Genomic DNA, 21,977 nt, shown 5'->3' on the forward strand with positions numbered 1-21,977 from the left:
TCAGGCCGTAGCGGCAATCACGCGGGTGACGATGGGCAGGCCCGTGCGGCGTTCGGTCCAGCGGGCAAAGCCTGCCTTATCCAGCATCGCCCCGATTTCCTGCGGGGTGCGCGCGCGGCCCGAGCCCATGGCGAGCAGGTAGAAGCCGAAATAGGCATCCGCCATCGCCTCGGCGCCGGGCGTTCCCGCCATCGGCTCGGCGATCAGCAGCGTATCGCCAGGGGTCATTGAGGCCCGTATCTTTACCAGCACGCTCTGCGCCAGATCGTCGTCATGATCATGCAGGATGCGGATCAGCGTGATCAGATCATAGCCGGCGGGGATCGGGTCATTGCGGAAATCGCCGGGATGCGGGGTCACGCGCACGCCCGCCTCGCCCAGTTGCCGCGCGCCGATCGCGGTGACGGCGGGAAGGTCGAACAGGCCAAATTCGAGCGCCGGTGCGGCTTTCGCCACTGCCGCGATGAACGCGCCCGCGCCGCCGCCGACATCGAGCATCCGCCGGTGCTGGCCGAAGCGCCAGGCGTGCACCACCTGATCGGCAACCATCGGCTGCGATGCCGCCATCAATTGCGAATAGGGCGAGACCGCTGCCTGGTTCTCGCCCTCGCTGCCATCGCCCAGCGCATAGGGCCAATAGCCTGCGAGCGCGCCGGGCTCGCTGCGTTCGCCCCGCAGCAATGACAGGGGATCGGCCAGATCGGCATAGAGCAGGTGATGGTGCCGGATCATCGCGATCGCCCCGGGATTTCCGGTGAGCGCGACGCCCTGTTCGCCGAGCATCCACAGATCGTCGCCGACGCTTTCGATCACGCCCAGCGCCGCCGCTGCGCGCAGCAGCCGGTAGGTCGCATCCTCGCCGAGCCGCGCGAGCGCGCCCAATTCCGCCGAGCTTGCCGCGCCCTGTTCCAGGCGCGCCACGATGCCGCCTTCGACACAGGCATAGAGCGTCTGCGAATAGGTGAACCCGGCGATGATGTCGAAAAGCCGCCGCGCCCGCACCCGCGATATGCCGCGCGCAAAAATCGAGCGCGATGCCCAGGACTGGAAGGCGGGATTGCCGATCACCTTGTTGCGCCAGCCGACCCAGCGCTGCTTCAACCCCGCCATGCTGGTCAGGCCGCCACGGCAGGGCTGGTTGCGGCAAAGGCCAGGATCATCTCGGCGATGCGATCGGGCGCTTCTTCATGCGCCAGATGTCCCAGATCGGGAATCACGGCGAGTTCGGCACCGGGGATCAGATGGCCCGCGCGCTCGACCGAATCGGCGGGCACCATCGCATCGCGCCCGCCATGGATCAGCAACGTGCGCCCCGTCAGTCCGGGCAGGCTGGCCGAGAGCGTATCGAGGTCCCAGTTCGCCATCATGCCGATCGCGCCGGCGCAATGGTCCGAGGTGCGGAACAGCCGGTGGTAGAGATCGACGCCAAGATCGTCGATTCGCGATCCGGTCGATTTCTTGAGGAACCGGGCGACCTCGCCCCGGCTGCTCGCCATCTGGGCAAAGATCATCGCGGTGAACGGGTTGACGAACAGCATCCGCGCCAGCGCCGGGAACAGCCGCGCGGCCAGCCCCGGAAACGGCATCAGCGCCGGTGTCAGGCCGATCAGCGTTGCATCCCAGCGCGCGTCCATCGCCAGCCGCGCGCCGATGGCCGCCCCCGCCGAATGGCCGACGATCACCGCCGGTGCGGGATGGCCCAGCTTGGTCAGCAGCTCGCCCAGCGCCTTCGCCATGCCCGGCAGGCTCTGCCCGCCCGAAATCCGACCGCGCGTGAAGCCATGACCCGGCATGTCGGGCGCGATCACGAGATAATGCTTCGCCAGCAGCGGCAGCAGGTCGCGCCAGCTGTGCGTCGCCGCGCCCGTGCCATGGACGAGCAACAGCACCGGCGCGCCCTCGGGCCCGGCAATCTGGACGTGCCAGTCGAGCATCGCGGTGCGCACGAAACGGCTAACTTCGCGATTGGGCCAGTCCTGCCCCTCGACCTCCCAGCGAACCGAACTCATGATGCTTTCCCGAACTGCAGCGCGCTGACCGCCTGCTCTACCCCCCGCGCATCGGCGCGCGGCAGCGCCAGATAGCGCGCGCGCATCGCGGCTGCAATCGCCGCCGCCTCGGGCTGGGGCCGGGCGGAGATATCGATGACCACGGCCTGCGTGCCAGCTTGCGCAAAACGGCGCGCGGCGGCGAGCGCATCTTCGCCCGCTTGCGCGCGGCCCGGCTGGCCCTGCCGGTCGATATTGCCCTTGCCGTCGGTGAGCAGAGCCACAAACGGTGTGCGCCCGCGCGCGGCCTGGGTCTCGGCAAGCTCCGAAGCTGCGGCCAGCCCGAGCGCCAGCGGCGTGCCGCCACCTCCGGGCAGCTCGCCCAGCACCTTCTTGGCGCGCGTTAGCGAGCGCGTCGGCGGCAGCAGCAGCTCGGCGCCGGTGCCCCGGAAGGCGATCAGCGCGACCTGCGCGCGTTTCACATAGCTTTGCGCCAGCATCAGCTCGACCGCACCCTTGGCCTCGGCGAGCCGCGCCAGCGCCGACGAGCCCGAGGCATCGACCGCGAAGATGGTCAGCGCCTCGGCGCGCTCCTCGAAGCGGCGGATGCGCAGATCACCCTTGCGGATGCGCAGGCGCTTCGGCGCGTCGGCCGCCTCCTGCTGGCGGCGGATTTCCTGCCACGGCACCGCCGCACGCAAGGTATCGATCAGCGCCAGTCGTGCGCCGCCGCGCGGCAGGCCGGGGCGCGCGCCAAGCGGCCTTCCCCGCAGCTGCGAGGCGCGTTTGCGCCCTGCCCCGCCTGTCCCGGTCGCGCGCCGGGCACTCCGCCCCTCGCCGATCCGCGCCAGCACATCCTTGGGGATCGAGGCGAGCGCGGCGGCGAGGACCAGATCGTCGAGCACATCGGGATCGTGTTGTTCCTGCTCGGATTCCGCATCGCCCGGTGGCGGTTCGTCTTCGGCTTCAGGCGGTGGAGGCGGTTGATCATCCGCCTGCTGCGGAATGCGCGTGGCGCGGGGGCCGAGGATCGTCCGCGCAGTGAAGGCGAGGTCTTCGTCGCCGGGATCGCGCGCGTGCCATTCGGCGTGCAGGCGCGTCGCGGTCTGCGCGAACAGAAGCGCGCGTGCAGAATCGACGCCCAGGGCAAGGGAGAGATTGGCGAGGCTTGCAACGACCGCCCCTCCTCCGTTTGTCCCGAACGTGTCGAGGGACCTTGCACCACCGTTTCCGATCACGTCCCTCGACTTCCCGGTGTGGCCGGAAAGTTCATCCCCTTCGGCTGGCTTGCCAGCCAGCCGAGGGGCTCGGGACATAGGGAGATTTTCAGCGTCTGTAACGTTCTGGGCAGTCACCCCCTCGCACCAGAACGCCACCCGCTCGGTCAGCGCGACGGGCGGTGCCTCGTCCTCGCCGCCGTCATCGATCAGCACCAGCGCGAACCCTGCACCGGCATCCATCGCCTGCGCGATCCGCCCCGCGACCAGCGCCGACATCCGCTCGGCCATCGGCACGACCAGCAGACCGCCCGCTGCCTCCTGCAGCAACCCCGTCTGCTCGACCCGTTGCCCGCAAGCCAGCGAGGCCGCGACATCGAGCCCGCCGCACAGCCGCTCCTCGTCGATATGCACGGGAACGCGGCGCACGGCGCGCCCCTCGAACGCGGCCATCAGCAGCGCCAGCGCCGCCTCGCGCTCGGGCCCTGCCCCGCGCAGCCAGATGCCGCCCAGCCGGGCGGGCGCAGCGGCCAGCAGCCGGGCCGCCATCAGCGTGTCGGTCATCCGAAAAGCTCGGTCAGCGCCCGGTCGATGCGCGCGGTCGATCCCGTCTCGTCGAGCACGTCGCGGCGGAGACGATGGCGCAGCGCCATCGGCGCGATCGCGCGCAGATGCTTGCGCTCGGCCGATTTCGCGCCTTCGAGCGCGGCATAGGCCCGCGCGGCGCGCATCAGCGTGAGCTCACCGCGCAAGCCATCCGCCCCCACCGCGATGCACAGGCTGGCCGCATCCTCGAGCGTCGCATCGGGCATCGCGACCTTGGGCAAAGCCTTCTTGCCCCTGGCGATGCGCTTGACGATCTTCGCGTCCGCCTCGGCCCAGTCGGCGGCGAATGCGGCGGCATCGCGCTCCTGCGCGTCGCAGCGGCGCATGATCTCGATGCGCTGTTCGATATCCTGCGGGGTCTTCACCTCGACCGACAGGCCGAAGCGATCGAGCAATTGCGGGCGAAGTTCGCCCTCTTCCGGGTTGCCACTGCCGATCAGCACGAACTTGGCCGGATGGCGCACCGACAGCCCCTCGCGCTCGACCAGATTCTCTCCTGATTGCGAAACATCGAGCAGCAGGTCGACCAGATGATCCTCGAGCAGGTTGATCTCGTCGATATAGAGGTACCCGCGATGTGCGCGCGCGAGCAGTCCCGGCTCGAATGCCTTTTCGCCGCGCCCCAATGCGCGTTCGAGGTCGAGCGCGCCGAGCACCCGGTCCTCGGTCGCACCCAGCGGCAGATCGACGAACGGCACCGGTACCTTGGCGGTCTTGCGGCTCCCGCATTGATCGGGGCAGCGATCCGCCTCTTCGGGCGCACAATTATAGCGGCAACCGGCAATCGCCAGCATCGGCGGCAGCAGCGCGGACAGCGCACGCGCGGCGGTGGACTTGCCCGTGCCGCGATCGCCGAACACCATCACCCCGCCAATGCGCGGATCGACCGCGCTGATCAGCAAGGCACGCTTCATTTCGTCCTGGCCGACGATGGCAGAAAAGGGAAAGGCCATAGCGCCCATGTCTAACACATCGGACGGCCATCACAAGCAAAGTGTCAGGCTGGGTTGACGGTTGCTGCCAGAATGAAATCCTCCCCCAGCTTGCTGGGGGAGGATTGAAGAGGATGTCAGCGCGAGCTGGCGAGCCGCTTGCGCAGCGTCTCCAGCGCCGATTTCTTGATCTGGCAGACGCGCGCCGCGGTGATGCCGAGCACTAGGCCGATCTCGTCGAGGTTCATCTCCTCGATATAATGCAGCTGCAGGATCAGCTGCTCGCGCTCCTTGAGCGTGCCGATGCTGGCGTTTAGCAGCTGCTTGAGATTGTCCGCCTCCATCCGCGTCTCGGCCGAATCCTCGCTGTCGGCGAACCACATCGAGTGTTCGGAATAGACCTCGTCCATCGATTCGAACTTCACATCCTGCGCCGCATCCGAGCGCATGCGGAACTCGGCAGCGTCCATCCCCATCGCGGCGGCCAGCTCGGCTTCGGTCGGGTTGCGGCCGAGTTCGCGCACCAGCTTCTCGCTCGCCCGGCGCAGCTGCTTGCGGAAGTCCATCGCCGACCGGCACATGTTGCTGTTGGCGCGCAGATGGTCGATCAGCGAACCACGGATGCGCATGCTGGCATAGGTGGCAAAGCCGTGCCCGCGATCCTCGTAATTGTTTGCCGCCTCGACCAGCGCGACCATGCCGATCTGGACCAGATCCTCGATCTCTATCACCCCCGGCGCCATGCCGCGCACGTGCCAGGCGAGCTTGCGGACCAGCGGCAGATGCGCCTCGATCAGCTTGCCGGGCGGCACAGCAGCGGGCTTGCGGCCGTAGGTGATCGTCTCGATGGGAAGATGCTGCATGTCAGGTGTCCAGCTTCATGAGAATGTTCGGGTGCGGCGTCTGCATCAGCCGCGCGAGAAGGAATGTTCGGCCTGGGGCGTGCGGTAGCCCGCCTGCCCGCCAACGGTGGCGACCACCTCGACCGGCTTGTCGTCGGGCAGTTCGCGGAACGAGAGCACCGGCGTATCGGGGAAGCGCGGGCGCAGCAGGTCGGCGAGCGGCTTGCGCGCCTGGGGCGAGGTGACCAGCGCATAGTTGCGCTGCTCCAGCATCAGCGGACGCGCCGCCTGTTCGATCGCACCCAGAATGCGCTGCGCCAGCCCGGGTTCGATCGGGAAGGCGGCATCGCCGGCGACGCGCAGCGACTGGGCGAGCAGCGTCTCGAGCTCGGCATCGAGCGTGACCACCGGCAGCGGCAGGTTCACCGGCACCAGCGACTGGATGATGATCGACCCTATCCGCTGGCGCACGCCCTCGACGATCTGCGCCACGGTGGTGCCTTCGGCGGCGGCCTCGACCATCGCCGAACAGATGCGGCGGAAGTCCTTGAGCGGCACGCCTTCGCGCAGCAGCTCGCGGCAGACGGCGGAGATGGTGAACAGCGACAGCGGCTGGGGCGTGAGGCCCTCGACCAGCTGGGGCGAGTTTTCCTTGAGCGTCTCGAGCAGCTTCTTGGTCTCGTCCATGCCGAACAGCTGCGCGGCATTGAGGCGGACCATCTGGTTGAGATGCGTCGCCATGACGGTGGCGGCATCGACCACGGTATAGCCCGCAACGATCGCCTCGGCGCGCTTGTCGGCGCTGATCCAAACCGCATCCATGCCGAAGGTCGGGTCCTTGCAGGCGCGGCCTTCGATCGGCGTGTCGATGTCGCCGCTGTCGAGCGCGAGCAGATCGTCGGGCCAGATCTCGTCCTCGGCGACGATCGTGCCGCCGATAGTGATGCGATAGCTGTTGGCGGGCAGCGCCATGTCGTCCTTGATGCGAACGAGCGGGATGACGAAGCCGAGTTCCTTCGAGATCTGCTTGCGGATACCGGTGACGCGGCGCATCAGCGGCGCGTCGCGGCGCTCGTCGACCAGCGGCACCAGGCCGAAGCCGACATCGATGCCCAGCATCGCGCCATCGGACACGTCTTCCCATTCGATGGCATTGGGGTTTTCGGGCGCAGCGGGGGCAACAGCCTCGACCACCGGCGGCTTGGGACGCGACAGCTTCCATGCGATAAACCCGGCAGCGGCGGCAGCGGGCAGGATGATGAGATGCGGCATGCCGGGCAGCACGCCCATGATGCCCAGGATCACCGCGACCGGCGTCCAGGCCTTGGCGATGGCGAACTGGCCCGAGATCTGGCCGGGAAGGTCCTGCGCCGAGTTGACGCGGGTGACGATCGACGCGGCGGCGATCGACAGCAGCAGCGCGGGCACCTGCGCGACCAGCGCGTCGCCGATCGCCAGCATGGTATAGTTGGAGGCGGCTTCGGCAATGCCCAGGCCATGGCTCGCCATGCCCAGGATGATGCCGCCGACGATGTTGACCACCAGGATCAGCACGCCTGCGACCGCATCGCCCTTCACGAACTTGGACGCACCGTCCATCGACCCGTAGAAGTCCGCCTCGGTCGCCACTTCTGCGCGGCGGGCCTTGGCTTCCTCGGGCGTCATCAGGCCGGCGTTCAGGTCGGCATCGATCGCCATCTGCTTGCCGGGCATCGCATCGAGGGTGAAGCGCGCCGACACTTCGGACACGCGGCCCGCGCCCTTGGTGATGACGACCAGATTGATGATCATCAGGATGGCGAAGACGAAGATGCCGACGACATAGTCGCCGCCGATCAGCAGGCTGCCGAACGCCTCGATGACGTGACCGGCAGCAGCCCCACCCTCATGCCCGTGCACCAGCACGACGCGGGTCGAGGCGACGTTGAGGCCCAAGCGCAGCAGGGTCGCGAACAGCAGCACGGTGGGGAAGCTGGAAAAGTCGAGCGGCTTGGTGACATTGAGCGCCACCATCAGCACGGCCAGGCTGATCATGATGTTGAAGATGAAGCCGATGTCGAGCACCAGCGCGGGAACGGGCAGCACCAGGAACACCACCAGCAACAGGGTGGCGAGCGGCAGGATCGAGCCGCGCGACATCGCGAGGAATTGGCCGAGCTTGCTGGACGCAGGATTCATTCTGATCAGGCTCCCATCGCGGCGAGCAGCATGTAAGCCAGCCGCGCATTGTCGTTTCCGCCGATGCTGGCGGTCATTTCGGGTCGGGCGGCGCGCGCGCTGGCGAGCCGGACGTAATCGGCAGGCTGGACCTGCGGCAGATCATTGCCCTCGCGCGGCAACCGGCTGCCGCCCATTGCCGCCGCGCCGCCGAGCTTGTCGGCAAAGCGGGTGCGGATCTCGGCAAAGCTGCGAGGGCTTCCCGAGCGGTCGTAGAAGATCGAACGGTTGGCCCCGGCGGCGCGCGCGAACATCGGCGCTGCTGCCGCATCAGGGTTCGCGTCATGCGCGGCGAGGAACTGGCGGGCGCCTTCCGGACCCAGGAAATGCGCGAGATACAGGTCCACCGGCGCGGCGCTGCGGCCGAGCGAGGATTCGAGATACTGGCGGTTGTCGGACGCGAATTCGCCCGCCATCAGCGCGGCTATTTCGGGGTTTTTACGGAGCGCGAGGATCGACTGGCGGGTCTGCGGATCGTCGACACGGTAGCGGCCGCGCCCATCGCGCTGGATGGCGTTGGCGGCCCAGTCCAGCCCATGCTTGTACCCGTGCTTCTCGACCACGCCGAGCCAGCTCTGGTCGATGAACTGGTACAGGCCGGTCGCCGACGAGGTGCCGGCCTTGGCATTGGGGTTGAGCCCGCTTTCGATCCGCGCCTGGCCCATCAGATAGTCGAAATCCACGCCCGTGCGCTGCGCAGACGCGGCAATCGCGCGGGTGACGCGATCTCCTGCATTGCTGACACTGCCAAGATACGAGGACAAAACGGCTCTCCAAAGGTTACTGGGAGCCTACACAGCAAAAGCTGTGCCAATTTGGGGATGTTGCTGCGGCCTACCGGATAATGGCCATCCCTCTTGAGGGGGGAGGGTTGGGTGGGGGTGAGGGTGCCGGATGCAGCCTTGGGGTGAATCGACGCAAGCCCGGAGCCCTAACGCAACCCTCACCCCCACCGCTGCGACCTAGGCAGCAAGCTGCCAAGTCTTCGCTGCCTCCCCCATCAAGGGGGAGGCTCTCGGGAATCGGACAAACAAAAAGCCCTCCGTCCGCAGGGGACGAAGGGCCGAATTGAGGTCTTTCGGGGAGAAATTCAGCGGCGGGCCGGGCGGCCTCCATAGGTCACGACCGTCTGTTCGCCCTGGATCGCGGCGACGCGGCGCTCGACATGGTCGCGCAAGAAGCGCAGGCGCTGCGCGGCGGCGGCGTTATACTTCATCAGCGTTTCGAGCTGGCTGCGGGTGCTGGCATCGGCGCGCAGCACACCCTGGGTGCGCAGGGCATCGGTGATCCCGCCCAGATCGCGGGTGTGCGCGATCATGGCTTCGGTGTCTCCGGCGTCCAGCGCGGCGATCAGCGCGGTTTGCGTGTCCGCAAAGCGCTCAAGCAGTTCGCCCTGCATCAGTTGAGCGATGCGCCGAGGTCGAGTTCGATCATCTTGGCGGCAAGCTTTTCCGCGTCGATGACATAGCTGCCATTGGCCAGCGCATCGCGGATCGCGGCGACGCGGCCCTCGTCGATCGGCGCAGAGGCCGATGCGGTCTGCAGGAAGCTGCTCACCGACACCGCTTCACGCAGGGTATTGTCGGTCGCAGCCGTGGCCGCGCTCGCGCCAACGGTCTTTTCGGTGCTGCCGCCCTTGCGGGTCGCACCGACGATCGGGCTGCCATAGGCATTAATGCGGGACATGGTGTAAAGACCTCGTTCTAGCATGACTTACGTCCTTTAACGGCCTTGGCAGCGGTTGCTTAAGGCGATTTTTTGACAAAGGGTTAACGCGATCTTGCTCGCGCTGGTAAACGGCTCAGTTACTGAGGATCGTGGCCCGGCCCGGCTCGACGATGCGGACGAATATGGGCTTGCCCCTGGGATCGTCGCGCACCGGAATGACCTCGCCCACGCGTCCGTCCTTGTCGGCGATCATCACGCGCGAGAGCGAGAACATCGGCCGGTCGACGGTGAGCAGGATCGGCTCGCCGCGCTTGACGGCCTCGGCGCCCTGCCCTGCCAACGCCCTGGCCTGACCCGGACGCGGGGCGACGGCCTGCTCGCGCTCGGCGGCCAGATCGAGCGGCACGCGGATGCGCCAGCCGAGCGCGGGGCAGCGCACGGCGGCAGCACCCAGATCGGGTCCGGTGACCTCCAGCGCAACCGGGCAGGCCTTGAGCTTGAGCCGACGATCCACCGGCGCGCGCGCGCCGCCAGGCTCGCCGATGCCAGCGCCCATGGTCGCTGCGACCAGCACGTCGATCTCGCTCAGATCCTGAATGGCTTGCGCCTGGGCCTGGACGCTCGCCGAGGATGCCAGCAGGGGCGCGGCAAGGCCAAGCGCCAGAAATGATTTGCGAACGGGCATGAACGGTCCTTTGATGACTGTGCCCCGATCATAGCAAGGTCCGTGCCAGAAACTTAGCGCCCGGCCGTTTCGCGGGCGCGGATCGTGATCAGCACGGTTCCGTCCGCTGCCGCCTGACCCTCGCCGGGTCGCGCCAGGTCGGGCAGCATCGCGCCATCGCCGACGCCCTGTTCTGCCAGCACACGCATGATCGCCGCCGTCCGCGCCGCTGCAAGTTCCCAGCGATCGAGCCGCGAGCTGCGCTTGGACGCCACCACGGGAACGGCAATGGCGAATTCCGCCTGCCGATTCTTGCCGCCAAGCGCGGCAACCGACTGCCTGCCCCTTGCCGTCAGCCGTGCCTCCTGCGGTTCGAAAAGGGCGGTCAGCTTCAACCGCACCTGCTGCGCGCGTGCGACCTTGTCTTGGCCGAAGCTTTCGGAAAACGCGTCGGCCACGGCGGGATGGCGATCGCCGACGCTGGCGATCATCGCCATCACGCCGGTCATGATCAGCGCGAGGTCCAGAAACGACAATGTAGTCCGCTGCGCCGGCGTCATATATGTTCCACCGGGCGCGGCGGCTGCGCCTCTGCCTCTTCCTTGCGTTTCTGTGCAGCGGCAATGTCGGCATATTCGCGCCGTCCGATATCGACCAGGCGCCGTGCGGCATCCTCTTCCCAGTGGATCTGCTCGCCCGCGATACGCGCCAGACGCTGCGCGATCGGCCCCGCAATCACGTTCGCCAGCACCAGCCCATAAAGGGTGGTCAGCAACGCAACCGCCATCGCTCGGCCGATCGAAGCGGCATCGCTGACATTGCCGAACAGCAGGATCAGGCCGATCACGGTACCCAGCATCCCCATGGCGGGCGCACAATCGGCGACATTCTCCCAGAAGCGCACCATCGCGGTCAGGCGCGCGCGGCGCTGCGCCGCCAGCCGGACGATCGCGGCCTGGAATCCGTCGAGCGAACGGTGGTTGGCCATGGCATCGGCGGCGGCGGACACGAACGCTCCGCCCGACTTCACCCGGTCGGCGCAGCTGATGCCGCGGCTTTCGACCATATGCTCGATGCGCAGGACCGCGCGATAGCCGTCATCGGCCTGCTCCTGAACCTTCAGCCACAATTCGCGGCGCAGCGCGGAAAAGCCGCTCAACGCGGCGGCCGTACCGTTCTGCGCCCAGGCGACGGCAAAGCTGGTGCCCACCACGCCCAGCAGCGCGGCGGGATCGATAAAGGCGGCAATCGACATCGCGTATCCGTTCAAACCCCCGATTGCCCCCGGCACAGCGGCAGAAAATTGCCGCCGGACTGGCAGATAATTGCCACCCGCTCCACGGATCGTTGACGCATGACCTGGGGCCACCCCGTCCAAAGCCGCGGATTTCGGGTATTTCCATCAATTGGCACAGGCTTTGCTTCTCCCTTGGGCGACGCATTCCGTCCATCGCTTAGGACGGCAGATGCAGCCACAGTTTAAGAGGAATGGTCCCATGGGGGCAGACAGGCTTTTCGGAATGCACGGCACGGCGCTGCAGCTGCGATCGCAGCGGCTGTCGATGCTGGCATCGAACATCGCCAATGCCGGCACGCCCGGATACAAGGCGCGCGACCTGGACTTCGACAAGGCCATGCAGCGCGTGCAGAGCGGCGATACGCTGGATGCGGCGCTGGGCGAGAATGCGGGCTATCGCATTCCGCTCCAGCCCTCGATGGACGGCAATACCGTCGAGCTTTCGACCGAGCAGACGCTGTTTGCCGAAAATGCCATCGGCTATTCGACCACGCTTTCCTTCCTCGAGGGCCGCGTCGCGACGCTGACCCGCGCGATCAAGGGAGAATAAGCCGTGCCCGGTCCCATGAGCATCTTCGACATTTCGGGCCGCGCCATGTCGGCCCAGTTGTCGCGGATGAACACCACCGCGTCGAACCTGGCCAATGCCCGCACCACCTATGCGAGCGAGAAAGAGGCCTATCGCGCGATCAAGCCGGTGTTCAAGACCATCGAGGAACGCCCCGGCGTCGCCACCGTGCAGGTTGAAAAGGTCATCCAGTCGGACATCAAGCCGGTCAAGCGACACGATCCCACCAATCCGCTCGCCGATGACGAGGGCTATGTCTGGGATGCGGGCGTCGATGAGACCGCCGAGCTGATCGATATGCTCGAGACAGCCCGGCAATATCAGAACAACGTGCAGGTGATGCAGACCGCCAAGTCGCTGATCCTCGATACCGTGAGGATGGGCAAATGACGACGATCACCAATGATTTCGTGTCGAGCCTTCAGAAGAAGACCGACAGCATTCCGAGCAACAACACCAAGGAATCGCTGGATCAGACCGCGTTTCTCGAACTCATGACCGCGCAGCTGAAGTTTCAGGATCCGTTCAATCCGGTCGAGAACAAGGACATGGTCGCGCAGATGGCGCAATTCAGCCAGGTTGCCGGCATCTCCGAAATGAACACATCGCTCAAGTCGATGGCGGCATCGTTCGGTACCTCGCGCCTTGCCGAAGCCGCCAATTTCATCGGCCGATCGGTGCTGCAGGATGGCGACACGGCCTATGCCGATGCGCAGGGCCGCTATTCGGGCGAGTTCAACCTCGCCAATCCGGCGAGCAACGTCTCGCTCGAATGGCTCGATGGCGCGGGCAATGTCGTCCACACGCAGGAAATGGGCGCGCTCCAGGCGGGCCGCGTCCCGTTCCAGCTCGTCAGTGAGGACGACAATGGCAACCCTGCCAATATCGGCCCGCTCAAGGTGCGCATCAAGGGTGCCACCGCTTCCACCATGTCGACCTGGCTGCCGGTGACGGCGGTCGAATCCAGCAGCACCGGCGCCGACGCCATGCTGGTGACCCCCGCCGGTTCGATCTCCGCCAGCAGCGCCAGACGCATCGCCTGACCTGCCCGACCTACCAACCCGAACGACCCGTTTTCACCGACCAAGTTTCACTGAGGAGTAAGCCCAAATGTCCTTCATCACCTCGCTCAGCGGCCTCAAGGCAGCGCAGACGGACCTCGCCACCGTCTCGAACAACATCGCCAACTCGAGCTCGACCGGCTTCAAGAAGAGCAAGGCCACGTTCGGTGACCTGTTCGCCTCTGCCCCGACGCAGAGCACCAAGTCGGTCGCGGGCCAGGGCGTGCGCCTGACCGGCATCGTCCAGCAGTTCACGCAAGGCTCGCTCAACTCGACCGACCGCACGCTCGACCTCGCGATCGCGGGCGACGGCTTCTTCATCGTCGAAGGCTCCTCGCCGCGCCAGGCACAGAGCTTCACCCGCAACGGCAATTTCTTCGTCAACGTCAACCGCGAGGTGGTCGACAATATCGGTAACCGCGTGCAGATGCTGCCCGTCGATGCCAATGGCCGCGTGACCTCGACCAATCAGGCCGACCTGTTCGACTTCGTGCTGCCGCAGAACGATCCCGCCGATCCCAATGCGGTGCTTTCGAACATCACGATCAGCGACGAGGGCGTGGTCAGCGCCACCTTCTCAAACGGCACCCAGACGCGCATCGGCGCGGTGGCGATGGCGAGCTTTGCCGCCGCCGAAGGCCTTCGCCCGATCGGCGATGCGCACTGGCAGTCGACCGGCGTGTCGGGCACCCCGCTGATCAACCAGGCCGGCAACGGCCCGCTCGGCACGGTCCGCTCGGGCACGCTCGAAGCGGCGAATATCGACCTGACCGAAGAGCTGGTCTCGCTGATCGCGGCGCAGCGCAACTTCCAGGCGAACGCCCAGGCGCTCGAAACCGCGAACACGCTGACCCAGACGATCGTCAACCTGCAGACCTGATGATCCGCGCTTAACCCTTTCGTAATCCGCAACACCAAGGTGCCCTGACATGGACAAGATGATCCACATCAACCTGAAAGCCATGCAGGGCATCATGAATCGCCAGACGGCGATCGCCAACAACATGGCGAATGCGGACACGACCGGGTTTCGCGCAGAGATCGTCAACGCCCGCGCGCTCTATGTGCAGGGCGAAGGCCTGGCGAGCCGTGCCTCGACCAGCGAGGCGGTGGTCGGCGCGGACATGAACGCGGGCACGGTCGAGATGACCGGCGGGCCGCTCGACATCGCGATGAACGGCGATGCGCTGCTCGGCGTGCAGGCGGCCGACGGGGCGGAAGCCTATACACGGCGCGGCGACCTGATGGTCAACGAAAGCGGGCTGCTGACCACCGGGGACGGGTTCCCCGTGCTCGGCCAGGGCGGCCCGATCACGCTGCCCCAGGCGGATAAGATCAGCATCGCGTCCGACGGCACGATCTCGATCGTGCCGGCCGGAGGCGATCCCAACCAGCCGATCGAGGCGGGCCGCCTGAAGCTGGTCAGCCCGCAGGGCAGCGAGATCAAGAAGGGCCTGGACGGCCTGTTTAGGGTGCCGAACGACGGCGCCCTGCCCGAGGATCCCGACGCAACGGTGACCACCGGTGCACTCGAGGGGTCGAATGTGAACATGACCCAGGCGCTGGTCGACATGATCGAGGCCAGCCGCGCCTGGGAAACCCAGGTCAAGATGCTGACCACCGCGCAGGAAATGGACGATGGCGGCGCATCCATCATGCGGATGCCGAGCTGAGCCGAGCGAAACGGAGTGAAATGAGATGAGCAACGGAGCCCTTCAGGTCGCCCGCACCGGGCTGGACGCGCAGAACACCAAGATGCGCGTCATCGCCAACAACCTGGCGAACGTGAACACCACCGGTTTCAAGCGCGACCGGGCCAATTTCGAATCGCTGGCCTATCAGCAGCAGATTGCCCCGGGCGCCCGCGCCGATGCACAGAACCGCTATGCCACCGGCCTTTCGGTCGGCACCGGCGTGCGGGTCGCCAACACGAGCCGCATCGAAACCCAGGGTTCGGCCCAGATCACCAACAATTCGCTCGACGTGATGATCGAGGGCAACGGCTATTTCCAGCTGCAGCTGCCCGATGGCAGCTTCGCCTTCACCCGCGCAGGCAATTTCACCCAGACCGCCGACGGCCTGCTGGTCACGCAGGAAGGCCTGCCGGTCGTCCCCAACATCCAGATTCCGCCGGGCGTCACCAGCATCACCATCGGTTCGGACGGCATGGTTTCCGCCACGCTCGCCGGGCAGACCGATCCCAGCGAGCTGGGTCAGATGGAGCTTGCCAGCTTCGTCAATCCGGCAGGCCTGCAGTCTATCGGCAACAACCTGCTGACCCAGACCGCTGCCAGCGGCCCGCCGGTGACCGGTGCAGCCGGTATCGAAGGCCGCGGCACGATCCGCCAGGGCGTTCTCGAAGGATCGAACGTCAACATCGTCGAAGAGCTGGTCGACATGATCGAGACCCAGCGCGCCTATGAGGTCAATTCCAAGATGATCAAGGCGACCGACGAGATGCTGCAGTTCGCCAACCAGCAGGTCGGCTGAGGATAGATGACGATGCTTCGCACCTCTCTCCGCCACGGCCTGTCCGCAGCTCTGGTGGTCGCGCTGTGCGCGGCAACCCCTGCTCTGGCCAAGAAGAAGAAAGCGCCGATCCAGCCCGATCCGGACTATGCGCCGACCCTGTCGATGCCGCAGCCGGCGCCGGCCGTGCCCAATGGCGCGATCTTTCAGGCGAGCAACGGCTATTCGGCGCTGACCAATGGCGCGCGCGCCGCGATGGTGGGCGATGTGCTGACCATCGCGCTGGTCGAACGCACCCAGGCGGCCAAGTCCAACGGCGCCAATACCGAACGCAATGGCAGCATCGGCCTCACCCCACCGACCACCGGCCCCTTGAGCTTCTTCAACCCGTCCGATGTCGCGGCGGGCGGCAATACCAGCTTCCAGGGCACCGGCACGGCGCAGCAGTCCAACTCGCTGCAGGGCCAGATCACCGCGACCATCGCCGAGGTCTATCCCAATGGCACCATGCTGGTGCGCGGCGAGAAGCTGATCAGCCTCAACCGGGGTGCAGAACATATCCGTTTCAGCGGCATCGTTCGCGCCGTCGATATCAGCGCAGAGAATGTCGTCCCGTCGTCACGCGTCGCCAATGCGCAGATCATCTATGGCGGCACCGGCGAGATCGCGCGCGCCAGCCAGAAGGGCTGGCTGCAGCGCTTCTTCGAAATCATCAGCCCGTTCTGAAGGCCCATTGACATGACGCTTGCCTCCACCTTCCGCATGTTCGCCGCGCTGCTGCTGGCGCTGTGTGCCGCAACGCAGCCTGTCCAGGCCGAGCGCATCAAGGATCTGGGAGCGTTCCAGGGCCTGCGCGCCAACCAGCTGACCGGCTATGGCATCGTGGTGGGCCTGCCCGGGACCGGCGACGACAACCTGCAATATGCCACGCTGGCCATGCGCGGCGTGACCAATCGCTTCGGCCTGACGCTGCCGCCGGGCATCAACCCGGCCACCCGCAACGCCGCCGCGGTCATGGTCACGGCCGAGCTGCCCCCGATGGCCAAGCCCGGCCAGCGGCTCGACGTGACCGTTTCTGCCATCGGCCAGGCCAAGTCGCTGCGCGGCGGAACGCTGATCATGATGCCGCTGCTGGGTGCCGACGGGCAAATCTATGCCATGGCCCAGGGCAATCTGGCGGTGGGCGGACTGGGCGTGACCGGCGCGGACGGCTCTAACACGGTGGTCAACATTCCGTCGGTCGGCCGCATCGCCGGCGGGGCCACGGTGGAACGCACCGTGGATACCGGGTTCGACCAGAGCCCGCATCTGCTGTTCAATCTGAACGATGCCGACCTGACAACGGCGATGCGCGTTGCCGACGCGATCAACGGCCAGTTCGGTTATGCGCTGGCGGTGGCGAATGATGCCGTGTCAGTGCGGATCGCCGCCCCGGTGACCCCCCAGGAACGCGTGCTGATGATGTCCCGAATCGAGAACATTCCGGTGACCCCGGCCGAGGCGCCCGCGAAAGTAATTGTTAACGCGCGCACCGGTACGGTCGTTATCAATGGCGCGGTACGGATCGGACCGGCGGCGGTGAGCCATGGCAAGCTGACGGTGAAGGTGCAGGAAGCCCCCACTGTCGTGCAGCCCGCACCGTTCAGCCAGGGCCAGACCGCGGTCGAACAGCGCAGCCAGGTAGAGATCGAGGAACAGACCAACCCGGCATTCGAAATCAAGAAGGGTGCGAACTTGTCCGAGATTGTCGAAACGATCAATGCCATCGGCGCCTCGCCAAGCGATCTCGCCGCGATCCTGGAAGCGCTGAAGCAGTCCGGCTCGCTCAAGGCGGAGCTCGTGATCCTGTGACCGTGATGCCCGCCTCTGCCGCCTTCCCGCTCGCGCGCACCAGCGCGGCACTGCCGCTCGACAAGCAGGCCAAAGCCGCTGCGTCCGCCGCCAGCGGCGCGCAGGGGGCCGCGCCCGGCAAGAGCGAGGCCGAAAAGGCCGAGCTGCGCAAGGCGGCACAATCGTTCGAGGCGATCTTCCTGCGCCAGATGATCGGTGCGATGCGCAGCGCCACCGATGGCGACACGTTGCTCGGTTCTTCGGCCACCGACCAGTTCCGCGACCTTATGGACGCGCGCGTCGCCGAAGACATGGCCGGCAAGCAGAGCTTCGGCATCGCCGACATGGTGCTCAAGCAGTTCGGGATCGATAAGCCATGAGCAACCTGCTGAACATCGGCCGATCGGGCCTGCGCGCCTTCTCGCGCTCGATGGATGCGGTGTCGCACAACATCGCCAATGCCGAGAACCCGGATTATGTCCGCCGCAGCGTGCAGATGAGCGATGCCACCGTCTCGAGCGCGCTCAACCCCGCCTATCTGTCGCAGACCGGCCTCAACGGCGTGCGGGTCGCCCAGACGGTGCGCGCATCGGACGAGTTCATCGAGGCGCAGGTCCGCCAGTCGGGTGCCGCACGCATCCGGGCCGAGACCCAGCTCACCTGGATGGAGCGGATCGAAACCAATCTGGACAATGCCGGATCGAATGTCGGCAGCCGGCTCAACACCTTTTTCAGCCGCGCCGAAGAGGTGGCGGCAGCACCCTTCGACAATTCGCTCAAGCTCACCCTGCTCAGCGAGCTCGACGCGGTGGTCGATGCCTTCCGCCGCACCGCCAGCAACATGACGCTGACCGCGCAGCAGGTCAGCCAGGCTGCGACGCAGGAAGCCAATACGCTCAACGCTGCGCTGGAAAATCTCAACAAGATCAACCTCGACATCACCCGCACCAAGGAAGGCACCGATGCGCATGCCGGCCTGCTCGATGCGCGCGATGCGATGCTGGCGACGATCTCCGAAAAGCTGAACGCGACGATCAGCCTGGCCCCCAATGGTACCGCGACGCTCACCTATGGCGGACAGCAGCTGGCAGGGGTGAATTTCTTCGCTACCGTTACCTCCGCGTCCAATGCCGACGGCAGTCTGGCGCTGCAGGTCAATGGCGTCGCCGTGCCGGTGCCGAGCGAGGGATCGCTGGCCGGGCTCAGCCGCTCGGGCGCGACCGCGCAGGGGCGGCTCAACGATCTGACCGCGCTGGCGCAGCAGCTGGTGACCGATATCAACGCCTGGCAGGCCCAGGGACGCACGCTGGGCGGGGCGGCGGGTGCACCGCTGCTCACCATGCCGGGCGATGCCTCGACGCTCGCGGTGACGACGCGCGACATCAATCAGCTCGCGATCGCCGCCGCCGATGGCACGCCCAACGGCAATCTGCTGGCGCTGCCCGCCCTGCGCACCACGGCGGGTGTCGAGACGCAGTGGAACAATTTCATGGCGGGCTTCGCCACCAATCTCGCCTCGGTGCGCAGCGAATCCGACGCGGCAACCGCGCTTGACGAAGGCGCGCGCCGCCGCCGCGACGCGATGTCGGGGGTCGATCTCGACCGTGAAGCCGCCGATCTCATCCGGCTGCAACAGGCCTATGAAGCGTCGGCCCGGGTGATCCAGGTCGCGCGCGAAACCATGCAATCCATCCTGAATATCTTCTAACGCGACAAGGCACGACATCATGGTCCAATCCGTCAACCGCTATCGCGCACCACAGGATGTCACCCGGCAGGTGCGGCTGAGCCAGCAGATCGCCGATCAGCAGGCGCTGGTCAGCGGCGAAAGCCGCATCGCGCGCCCCTCGAACGATCCCAAGGCCTGGCTCGAGTCCTCGAACATCTCGCGCTTCCAGTCGGACGAAGCCGCCTGGGTCAACAATCTGGGCCGCGCCGATACCCGCGCCAACCAGGCCGAGGCGAGCCTCAACACCATCGTCAGCGGGCTCATCCGCACGCGCGAGCTGCTGCTGCTGGCCAATACCGGCACGATCAGCTCGGCCGACCCCGAAGTGCTCGCGCTCGAGGTCGAAGGGATCAACGCCGATTTCAACGATGCGCTCGGCCAACGCGACAATTTCGGCGGGCAGCTGTTCGGCAACGGACCGGTGATCCGCATTCCGATGGGCGATGCCCGCTTCGTCGTGTCTGCGCCCAATCTGGACGAGGTCCAGGCGAATATCGACGTCGACGGAGGCGCTGGCGGAGCCACGCGCAGCCTGGAGCAGATCATGACCGATACCGCGGCCGCGATCCGCGACAATACGGCCACCGGCCAGGCCGCCAGAAATGCGCAGCTGACCGCGCTCGACGGCGCGATCGACCGCATGACGCAGCTGCTGACCCGCCAGGGCGTGGTGAAGAACTCGATCGAGTCCGCGCGCGAGGAGCTTGAGCAGAGCAAGCTGTCGCTGGCCTCGCGCAAATCGGAACTGGTCGATGCGAATGTCGCCGAGGCCCTGACCCGAATCCAGACGCTGCTGACCAACCTGCAGGCCACCCAGGCGGTCTATGCCAAGGTCTCGCAGCAGTCGCTGCTCGATTTCCTGCGCTGAGGGGGCGTTCGGTTAACGCGAAAGCCCAGGCTGTTAACCCTGTTTTGCGCTTAACCACGATCGTCAAAAGCCGTTCTACGATCTGAACGGGCCGGTTTTTCAGCCCGCATTGCGTCACCGTCCGGTGGGCAATTGTCACGATCAAGGGAACCGCGATGTTCGCAGCAATTGGCTTTGTCGTCCTGATCGCCATGGTGTTCGGCGGGTTCATCCTCGCCGGGGGCAGCATGGGCGTCATTCTGCACGCCCTGCCGCTGGAAATGATGATCATCGGCGGCGCGGCTGCAGGCTCGATGCTGATCGGCAATTCCGGCGCGCACATCAAGGCGATCGGCGGCGGCGTCAAGACCGCATTCAAGGGCGCCAAGTACAAGAAGCAGGATTTTCTCGACTGCATCTTCCTGGTGTCGAAGCTGATGAAGATGCTGCGCACCGAAGGCCCGGTGGCGCTTGAGCCGCATATCGAGGACCCCAAGAGCTCCTCGGTCTTTTCGGAATATCCCACGCTGCTCAAGGATACGACGCTGATCCACTTGATCTGCGATTCGCTGCGCCTCGTCGTCGTCTCGTCGGGCCAGCTCGATCCGCATGCGGTGGAGGATGTCGTCGATCAGGCGATCAAGACGCATCACCACGAGGCGGTCGGCCCCGCCGACGGCCTGCAGAACCTCGCGGACGCGCTGCCCGCGCTCGGGATCGTCGCGGCCGTTCTCGGGATCGTCAAGACCATGGGCTCGATCGACAAGCCGCCGGAAATCCTGGGCGAAATGATCGGTTCGGCGCTTGTCGGTACGTTTCTCGGGATCTTCCTGGCCTATGGCCTGGTCGGCCCGCTGGCCAATCGCTGCAAGCAGGTGATCGAAGCCGACGGCGCAATGTACCATGTCGCCAAGCAGATCATCATCGCCTCGCTCCACGGCCATCCGCAGCCATTGGTGATCGAAGCCGCGCGCTCGAGCCTGGGTCACGCCAACCAGCCGACCTTTGCCGACGTGTTCGACGGCATGCGGGGCCGCTAAGCCATGGCCAAGCGCAAGCCCGATCCGGTGGAGAATGTCCGCCCGATCATCGTCAAGAAGATCATCGAGGAAGGCCATGGCGGCCATCATGGCGGCGCCTGGAAGGTGGCCTATGCTGACTTCGTGACGGCAATGATGGCGTTCTTCCTGCTGATGTGGCTGCTCGGCGCGACCGAGGAAAAGGACCGCAAGGCGATTGCCGACTATTTCGCGCCGACCATTGTCGAACTGAAATCGGGCAGCGCCGGCTCCAACGGCCTGTTCGGCGGCGAATCTATCGTCGGCCGCGACGATTATCCCAACCGCGCCGGCCAGACCGGCACACAGTCGATCACCATTCCGCAGGATGCGACCGGCACTGCCGACGAGGCAGGCAACAGTGCCTATGCCACCTTGAGCCAGGAGCAGAAGGAGGCAATGAAGAAGGTGCAGCAGCTGGCCGAGCGCGAACAGTTCGAAAAGCTGAAAAAGCAGCTTGAAGAACGCCTGGGCGGCAGCGAGCAGCTGGCCAAGCTGATGAAGAATGTGCGCTTTACCGACACGCGCGAAGGCCTGCGCATCGATCTGGTCGATGAAGCCAATTTCAGCATGTTCGCGCTGTCGACCGACAAGCTGGTGCCCAAGGCGGCAGATCTGCTCAAGGAAGTGGCGCAGGTCATCAACGGCATGCCCAACCCGGTGATCATCCGCGGGCATACCGATGCGCTGCCCTATGCCTCTGGCAAGACGATGAACAACTGGATGCTCTCGACCAGCCGCGCCGAAGCGACACGCCGGGCGCTGGTGATGGGCGGGATCAATCCTGGCCAGGTCCACCGCATCGAGGGCGTGGCGGACAAGGAGCCGTACAACCCGGCAGACCGCAATGATCCGGCCAACCGCCGCATCTCGATCACGCTGGCCTTTACCGACGCAGCAAAGGGTGAAGGCCCCGTACCGGGAGCCAGGGCGCCCGGCGGCATGCCGTCACGCCCGGTGCCTGCGCCGCTCCCCTCCAAATAG

At 66.1% G+C, this 21,977-nt stretch carries 25 protein-coding genes; 13 read left to right on the forward strand and 12 right to left on the reverse strand.

Annotated elements, in window-relative coordinates:
* The 12 genes from OPU69_RS14445 to OPU69_RS14500 form a co-directional block, all read right to left on the reverse strand.
* Window positions 1-1,110 carry a methyltransferase gene (locus tag OPU69_RS14445; RefSeq protein ID WP_060978491.1) on the reverse strand — a complete coding sequence of 370 codons (1,110 nt, stop codon included), beginning with the start codon at window positions 1,108-1,110 and terminating at the stop codon, window positions 1-3.
* 5 nt (window positions 1,111-1,115) lie between these two features.
* Window positions 1,116-2,009, reverse strand: coding sequence for an alpha/beta fold hydrolase BchO (gene bchO / locus OPU69_RS14450; RefSeq protein WP_060978492.1), 894 nt, complete (start codon window positions 2,007-2,009; stop codon window positions 1,116-1,118).
* Window positions 2,006-3,769, reverse strand: a complete 1,764-nt coding sequence (locus tag OPU69_RS14455) for a magnesium chelatase subunit D (RefSeq protein ID WP_498511967.1) — start codon at window positions 3,767-3,769, stop codon at window positions 2,006-2,008. The genes bchO and OPU69_RS14455 overlap by 4 nt, the downstream gene beginning before the upstream one ends.
* Entirely contained in the window at window positions 3,766-4,764 is a 999-nt protein-coding gene (gene bchI, locus OPU69_RS14460) for a magnesium chelatase ATPase subunit I (RefSeq protein WP_060978494.1), read from the reverse strand. Before bchI ends, OPU69_RS14455 begins: the two co-directional genes overlap by 4 nt.
* 116 nt (window positions 4,765-4,880) lie before the next feature.
* Window positions 4,881-5,606 (reverse strand): sigma-70 family RNA polymerase sigma factor, encoded by a 726-nt coding sequence (locus OPU69_RS14465; RefSeq protein ID WP_498511969.1) that lies wholly within the window; start codon window positions 5,604-5,606, stop codon window positions 4,881-4,883.
* Window positions 5,607-5,651: 45 nt separating this feature from the next.
* On the reverse strand, window positions 5,652-7,763 hold the full coding sequence (flhA, locus tag OPU69_RS14470; protein WP_060978496.1) for a flagellar biosynthesis protein FlhA: 2,112 nt from the start codon (window positions 7,761-7,763) through the stop codon (window positions 5,652-5,654).
* A 5-nt stretch (window positions 7,764-7,768) separates the two neighbouring features.
* On the reverse strand, window positions 7,769-8,566 hold the full coding sequence (locus OPU69_RS14475) for a transglycosylase SLT domain-containing protein (RefSeq protein WP_060978497.1): 798 nt from the start codon (window positions 8,564-8,566) through the stop codon (window positions 7,769-7,771).
* A 326-nt stretch (window positions 8,567-8,892) separates the two neighbouring features.
* Window positions 8,893-9,201, reverse strand: coding sequence for a hypothetical protein (locus OPU69_RS14480; RefSeq protein ID WP_060978914.1), 309 nt, complete (start codon window positions 9,199-9,201; stop codon window positions 8,893-8,895).
* Entirely contained in the window at window positions 9,201-9,488 is a 288-nt protein-coding gene (flgM, locus tag OPU69_RS14485; protein WP_060978913.1) for a flagellar biosynthesis anti-sigma factor FlgM, read from the reverse strand. The genes OPU69_RS14480 and flgM overlap by 1 nt, the downstream gene beginning before the upstream one ends.
* A gap of 115 nt (window positions 9,489-9,603) precedes the next feature.
* Window positions 9,604-10,155: a hypothetical protein gene (locus tag OPU69_RS14490; RefSeq protein WP_067513532.1), complete on the reverse strand. Its 552-nt coding sequence runs from the start codon at window positions 10,153-10,155 to the stop codon at window positions 9,604-9,606.
* 53 nt (window positions 10,156-10,208) lie between these two features.
* A complete protein-coding gene (locus tag OPU69_RS14495; RefSeq protein WP_498511973.1) occupies window positions 10,209-10,694 on the reverse strand; it encodes a hypothetical protein in 486 nt (161 codons plus the stop codon).
* Entirely contained in the window at window positions 10,691-11,389 is a 699-nt protein-coding gene (locus OPU69_RS14500) for a MotA/TolQ/ExbB proton channel family protein (protein ID WP_066114756.1), read from the reverse strand. The genes OPU69_RS14495 and OPU69_RS14500 overlap by 4 nt, the downstream gene beginning before the upstream one ends.
* A 241-nt stretch (window positions 11,390-11,630) precedes the next feature.
* On the opposite strand from OPU69_RS14500, the gene flgB reads away from it, so the two are divergent.
* The 13 genes from flgB to OPU69_RS14565 all read left to right on the forward strand — a co-directional run bounded on the left by flgB (window position 11,631) and on the right by OPU69_RS14565 (window position 21,977).
* On the forward strand, window positions 11,631-11,981 hold the full coding sequence (gene flgB, locus OPU69_RS14505; RefSeq protein WP_023838682.1) for a flagellar basal body rod protein FlgB: 351 nt from the start codon (window positions 11,631-11,633) through the stop codon (window positions 11,979-11,981).
* A 15-nt stretch (window positions 11,982-11,996) separates the two neighbouring features.
* Complete coding sequence (gene flgC, locus OPU69_RS14510) at window positions 11,997-12,389, forward strand: flagellar basal body rod protein FlgC (RefSeq protein WP_060978910.1); 393 nt, start codon at window positions 11,997-11,999, stop codon at window positions 12,387-12,389.
* Window positions 12,386-13,042: a flagellar hook assembly protein FlgD gene (locus OPU69_RS14515; protein WP_060978909.1), complete on the forward strand. Its 657-nt coding sequence runs from the start codon at window positions 12,386-12,388 to the stop codon at window positions 13,040-13,042. Before flgC ends, OPU69_RS14515 begins: the two co-directional genes overlap by 4 nt.
* 67 nt (window positions 13,043-13,109) lie before the next feature.
* Window positions 13,110-13,940 (forward strand): flagellar hook-basal body complex protein, encoded by an 831-nt coding sequence (locus OPU69_RS14520; RefSeq protein WP_060978908.1) that lies wholly within the window; start codon window positions 13,110-13,112, stop codon window positions 13,938-13,940.
* A 49-nt stretch (window positions 13,941-13,989) separates the two neighbouring features.
* Window positions 13,990-14,733, forward strand: a complete 744-nt coding sequence (locus OPU69_RS14525; protein ID WP_060978907.1) for a flagellar basal body rod protein FlgF — start codon at window positions 13,990-13,992, stop codon at window positions 14,731-14,733.
* Window positions 14,734-14,758: 25 nt separating this feature from the next.
* Complete coding sequence (gene flgG / locus OPU69_RS14530; RefSeq protein WP_060978906.1) at window positions 14,759-15,550, forward strand: flagellar basal-body rod protein FlgG; 792 nt, start codon at window positions 14,759-14,761, stop codon at window positions 15,548-15,550.
* Between the two features lie 6 nt (window positions 15,551-15,556).
* Entirely contained in the window at window positions 15,557-16,255 is a 699-nt protein-coding gene (locus OPU69_RS14535) for a flagellar basal body L-ring protein FlgH (protein ID WP_066043920.1), read from the forward strand.
* 12 nt (window positions 16,256-16,267) lie between these two features.
* Window positions 16,268-17,380: a flagellar basal body P-ring protein FlgI gene (locus OPU69_RS14540; protein WP_498511978.1), complete on the forward strand. Its 1,113-nt coding sequence runs from the start codon at window positions 16,268-16,270 to the stop codon at window positions 17,378-17,380.
* Window positions 17,377-17,739, forward strand: coding sequence for a rod-binding protein (locus OPU69_RS14545; RefSeq protein ID WP_498511980.1), 363 nt, complete (start codon window positions 17,377-17,379; stop codon window positions 17,737-17,739). The genes OPU69_RS14540 and OPU69_RS14545 overlap by 4 nt, the downstream gene beginning before the upstream one ends.
* Entirely contained in the window at window positions 17,736-19,067 is a 1,332-nt protein-coding gene (gene flgK, locus OPU69_RS14550; protein WP_498511982.1) for a flagellar hook-associated protein FlgK, read from the forward strand. The genes OPU69_RS14545 and flgK overlap by 4 nt, the downstream gene beginning before the upstream one ends.
* Window positions 19,068-19,086: 19 nt before the next feature.
* On the forward strand, window positions 19,087-19,956 hold the full coding sequence (locus OPU69_RS14555; RefSeq protein WP_060978902.1) for a flagellin: 870 nt from the start codon (window positions 19,087-19,089) through the stop codon (window positions 19,954-19,956).
* Between the two features lie 155 nt (window positions 19,957-20,111).
* Window positions 20,112-20,975 (forward strand): flagellar motor stator protein MotA, encoded by an 864-nt coding sequence (gene motA, locus OPU69_RS14560; protein WP_060978901.1) that lies wholly within the window; start codon window positions 20,112-20,114, stop codon window positions 20,973-20,975.
* Between the two features lie 3 nt (window positions 20,976-20,978).
* Window positions 20,979-21,977, forward strand: coding sequence for a flagellar motor protein MotB (locus OPU69_RS14565; protein ID WP_060978900.1), 999 nt, complete (start codon window positions 20,979-20,981; stop codon window positions 21,975-21,977).

Source organism: Blastomonas sp. 34TW, assembly GCF_059803595.1.

Coding starts and splice junctions, on each gene's coding strand:
- OPU69_RS14555 (WP_060978902.1), top strand. CDS start 19,087: ATGGTCCAATCCGTCAACCGCTATCGCGCACCACAGGATGTCACCCGG.
- OPU69_RS14500 (WP_066114756.1), bottom strand. CDS start 11,389: ATGTCGATTGCCGCCTTTATCGATCCCGCCGCGCTGCTGGGCGTGGTG.
- bchI (WP_060978494.1), bottom strand. CDS start 4,764: ATGGCCTTTCCCTTTTCTGCCATCGTCGGCCAGGACGAAATGAAGCGT.
- OPU69_RS14495 (WP_498511973.1), bottom strand. CDS start 10,694: ATGACGCCGGCGCAGCGGACTACATTGTCGTTTCTGGACCTCGCGCTG.
- OPU69_RS14465 (WP_498511969.1), bottom strand. CDS start 5,606: ATGCAGCATCTTCCCATCGAGACGATCACCTACGGCCGCAAGCCCGCT.
- OPU69_RS14525 (WP_060978907.1), top strand. CDS start 13,990: ATGGACAAGATGATCCACATCAACCTGAAAGCCATGCAGGGCATCATG.
- flgC (WP_060978910.1), top strand. CDS start 11,997: ATGAGCATCTTCGACATTTCGGGCCGCGCCATGTCGGCCCAGTTGTCG.
- OPU69_RS14445 (WP_060978491.1), bottom strand. CDS start 1,110: ATGGCGGGGTTGAAGCAGCGCTGGGTCGGCTGGCGCAACAAGGTGATC.
- OPU69_RS14520 (WP_060978908.1), top strand. CDS start 13,110: ATGTCCTTCATCACCTCGCTCAGCGGCCTCAAGGCAGCGCAGACGGAC.
- OPU69_RS14565 (WP_060978900.1), top strand. CDS start 20,979: ATGGCCAAGCGCAAGCCCGATCCGGTGGAGAATGTCCGCCCGATCATC.
- OPU69_RS14515 (WP_060978909.1), top strand. CDS start 12,386: ATGACGACGATCACCAATGATTTCGTGTCGAGCCTTCAGAAGAAGACC.
- OPU69_RS14535 (WP_066043920.1), top strand. CDS start 15,557: ATGACGATGCTTCGCACCTCTCTCCGCCACGGCCTGTCCGCAGCTCTG.
- flgB (WP_023838682.1), top strand. CDS start 11,631: ATGGGGGCAGACAGGCTTTTCGGAATGCACGGCACGGCGCTGCAGCTG.
- OPU69_RS14490 (WP_067513532.1), bottom strand. CDS start 10,155: ATGCCCGTTCGCAAATCATTTCTGGCGCTTGGCCTTGCCGCGCCCCTG.
- flhA (WP_060978496.1), bottom strand. CDS start 7,763: ATGAATCCTGCGTCCAGCAAGCTCGGCCAATTCCTCGCGATGTCGCGC.
- flgG (WP_060978906.1), top strand. CDS start 14,759: ATGAGCAACGGAGCCCTTCAGGTCGCCCGCACCGGGCTGGACGCGCAG.
- OPU69_RS14540 (WP_498511978.1), top strand. CDS start 16,268: ATGACGCTTGCCTCCACCTTCCGCATGTTCGCCGCGCTGCTGCTGGCG.
- OPU69_RS14455 (WP_498511967.1), bottom strand. CDS start 3,769: ATGACCGACACGCTGATGGCGGCCCGGCTGCTGGCCGCTGCGCCCGCC.
- flgK (WP_498511982.1), top strand. CDS start 17,736: ATGAGCAACCTGCTGAACATCGGCCGATCGGGCCTGCGCGCCTTCTCG.
- OPU69_RS14480 (WP_060978914.1), bottom strand. CDS start 9,201: ATGCAGGGCGAACTGCTTGAGCGCTTTGCGGACACGCAAACCGCGCTG.
- flgM (WP_060978913.1), bottom strand. CDS start 9,488: ATGTCCCGCATTAATGCCTATGGCAGCCCGATCGTCGGTGCGACCCGC.
- bchO (WP_060978492.1), bottom strand. CDS start 2,009: ATGAGTTCGGTTCGCTGGGAGGTCGAGGGGCAGGACTGGCCCAATCGC.
- motA (WP_060978901.1), top strand. CDS start 20,112: ATGTTCGCAGCAATTGGCTTTGTCGTCCTGATCGCCATGGTGTTCGGC.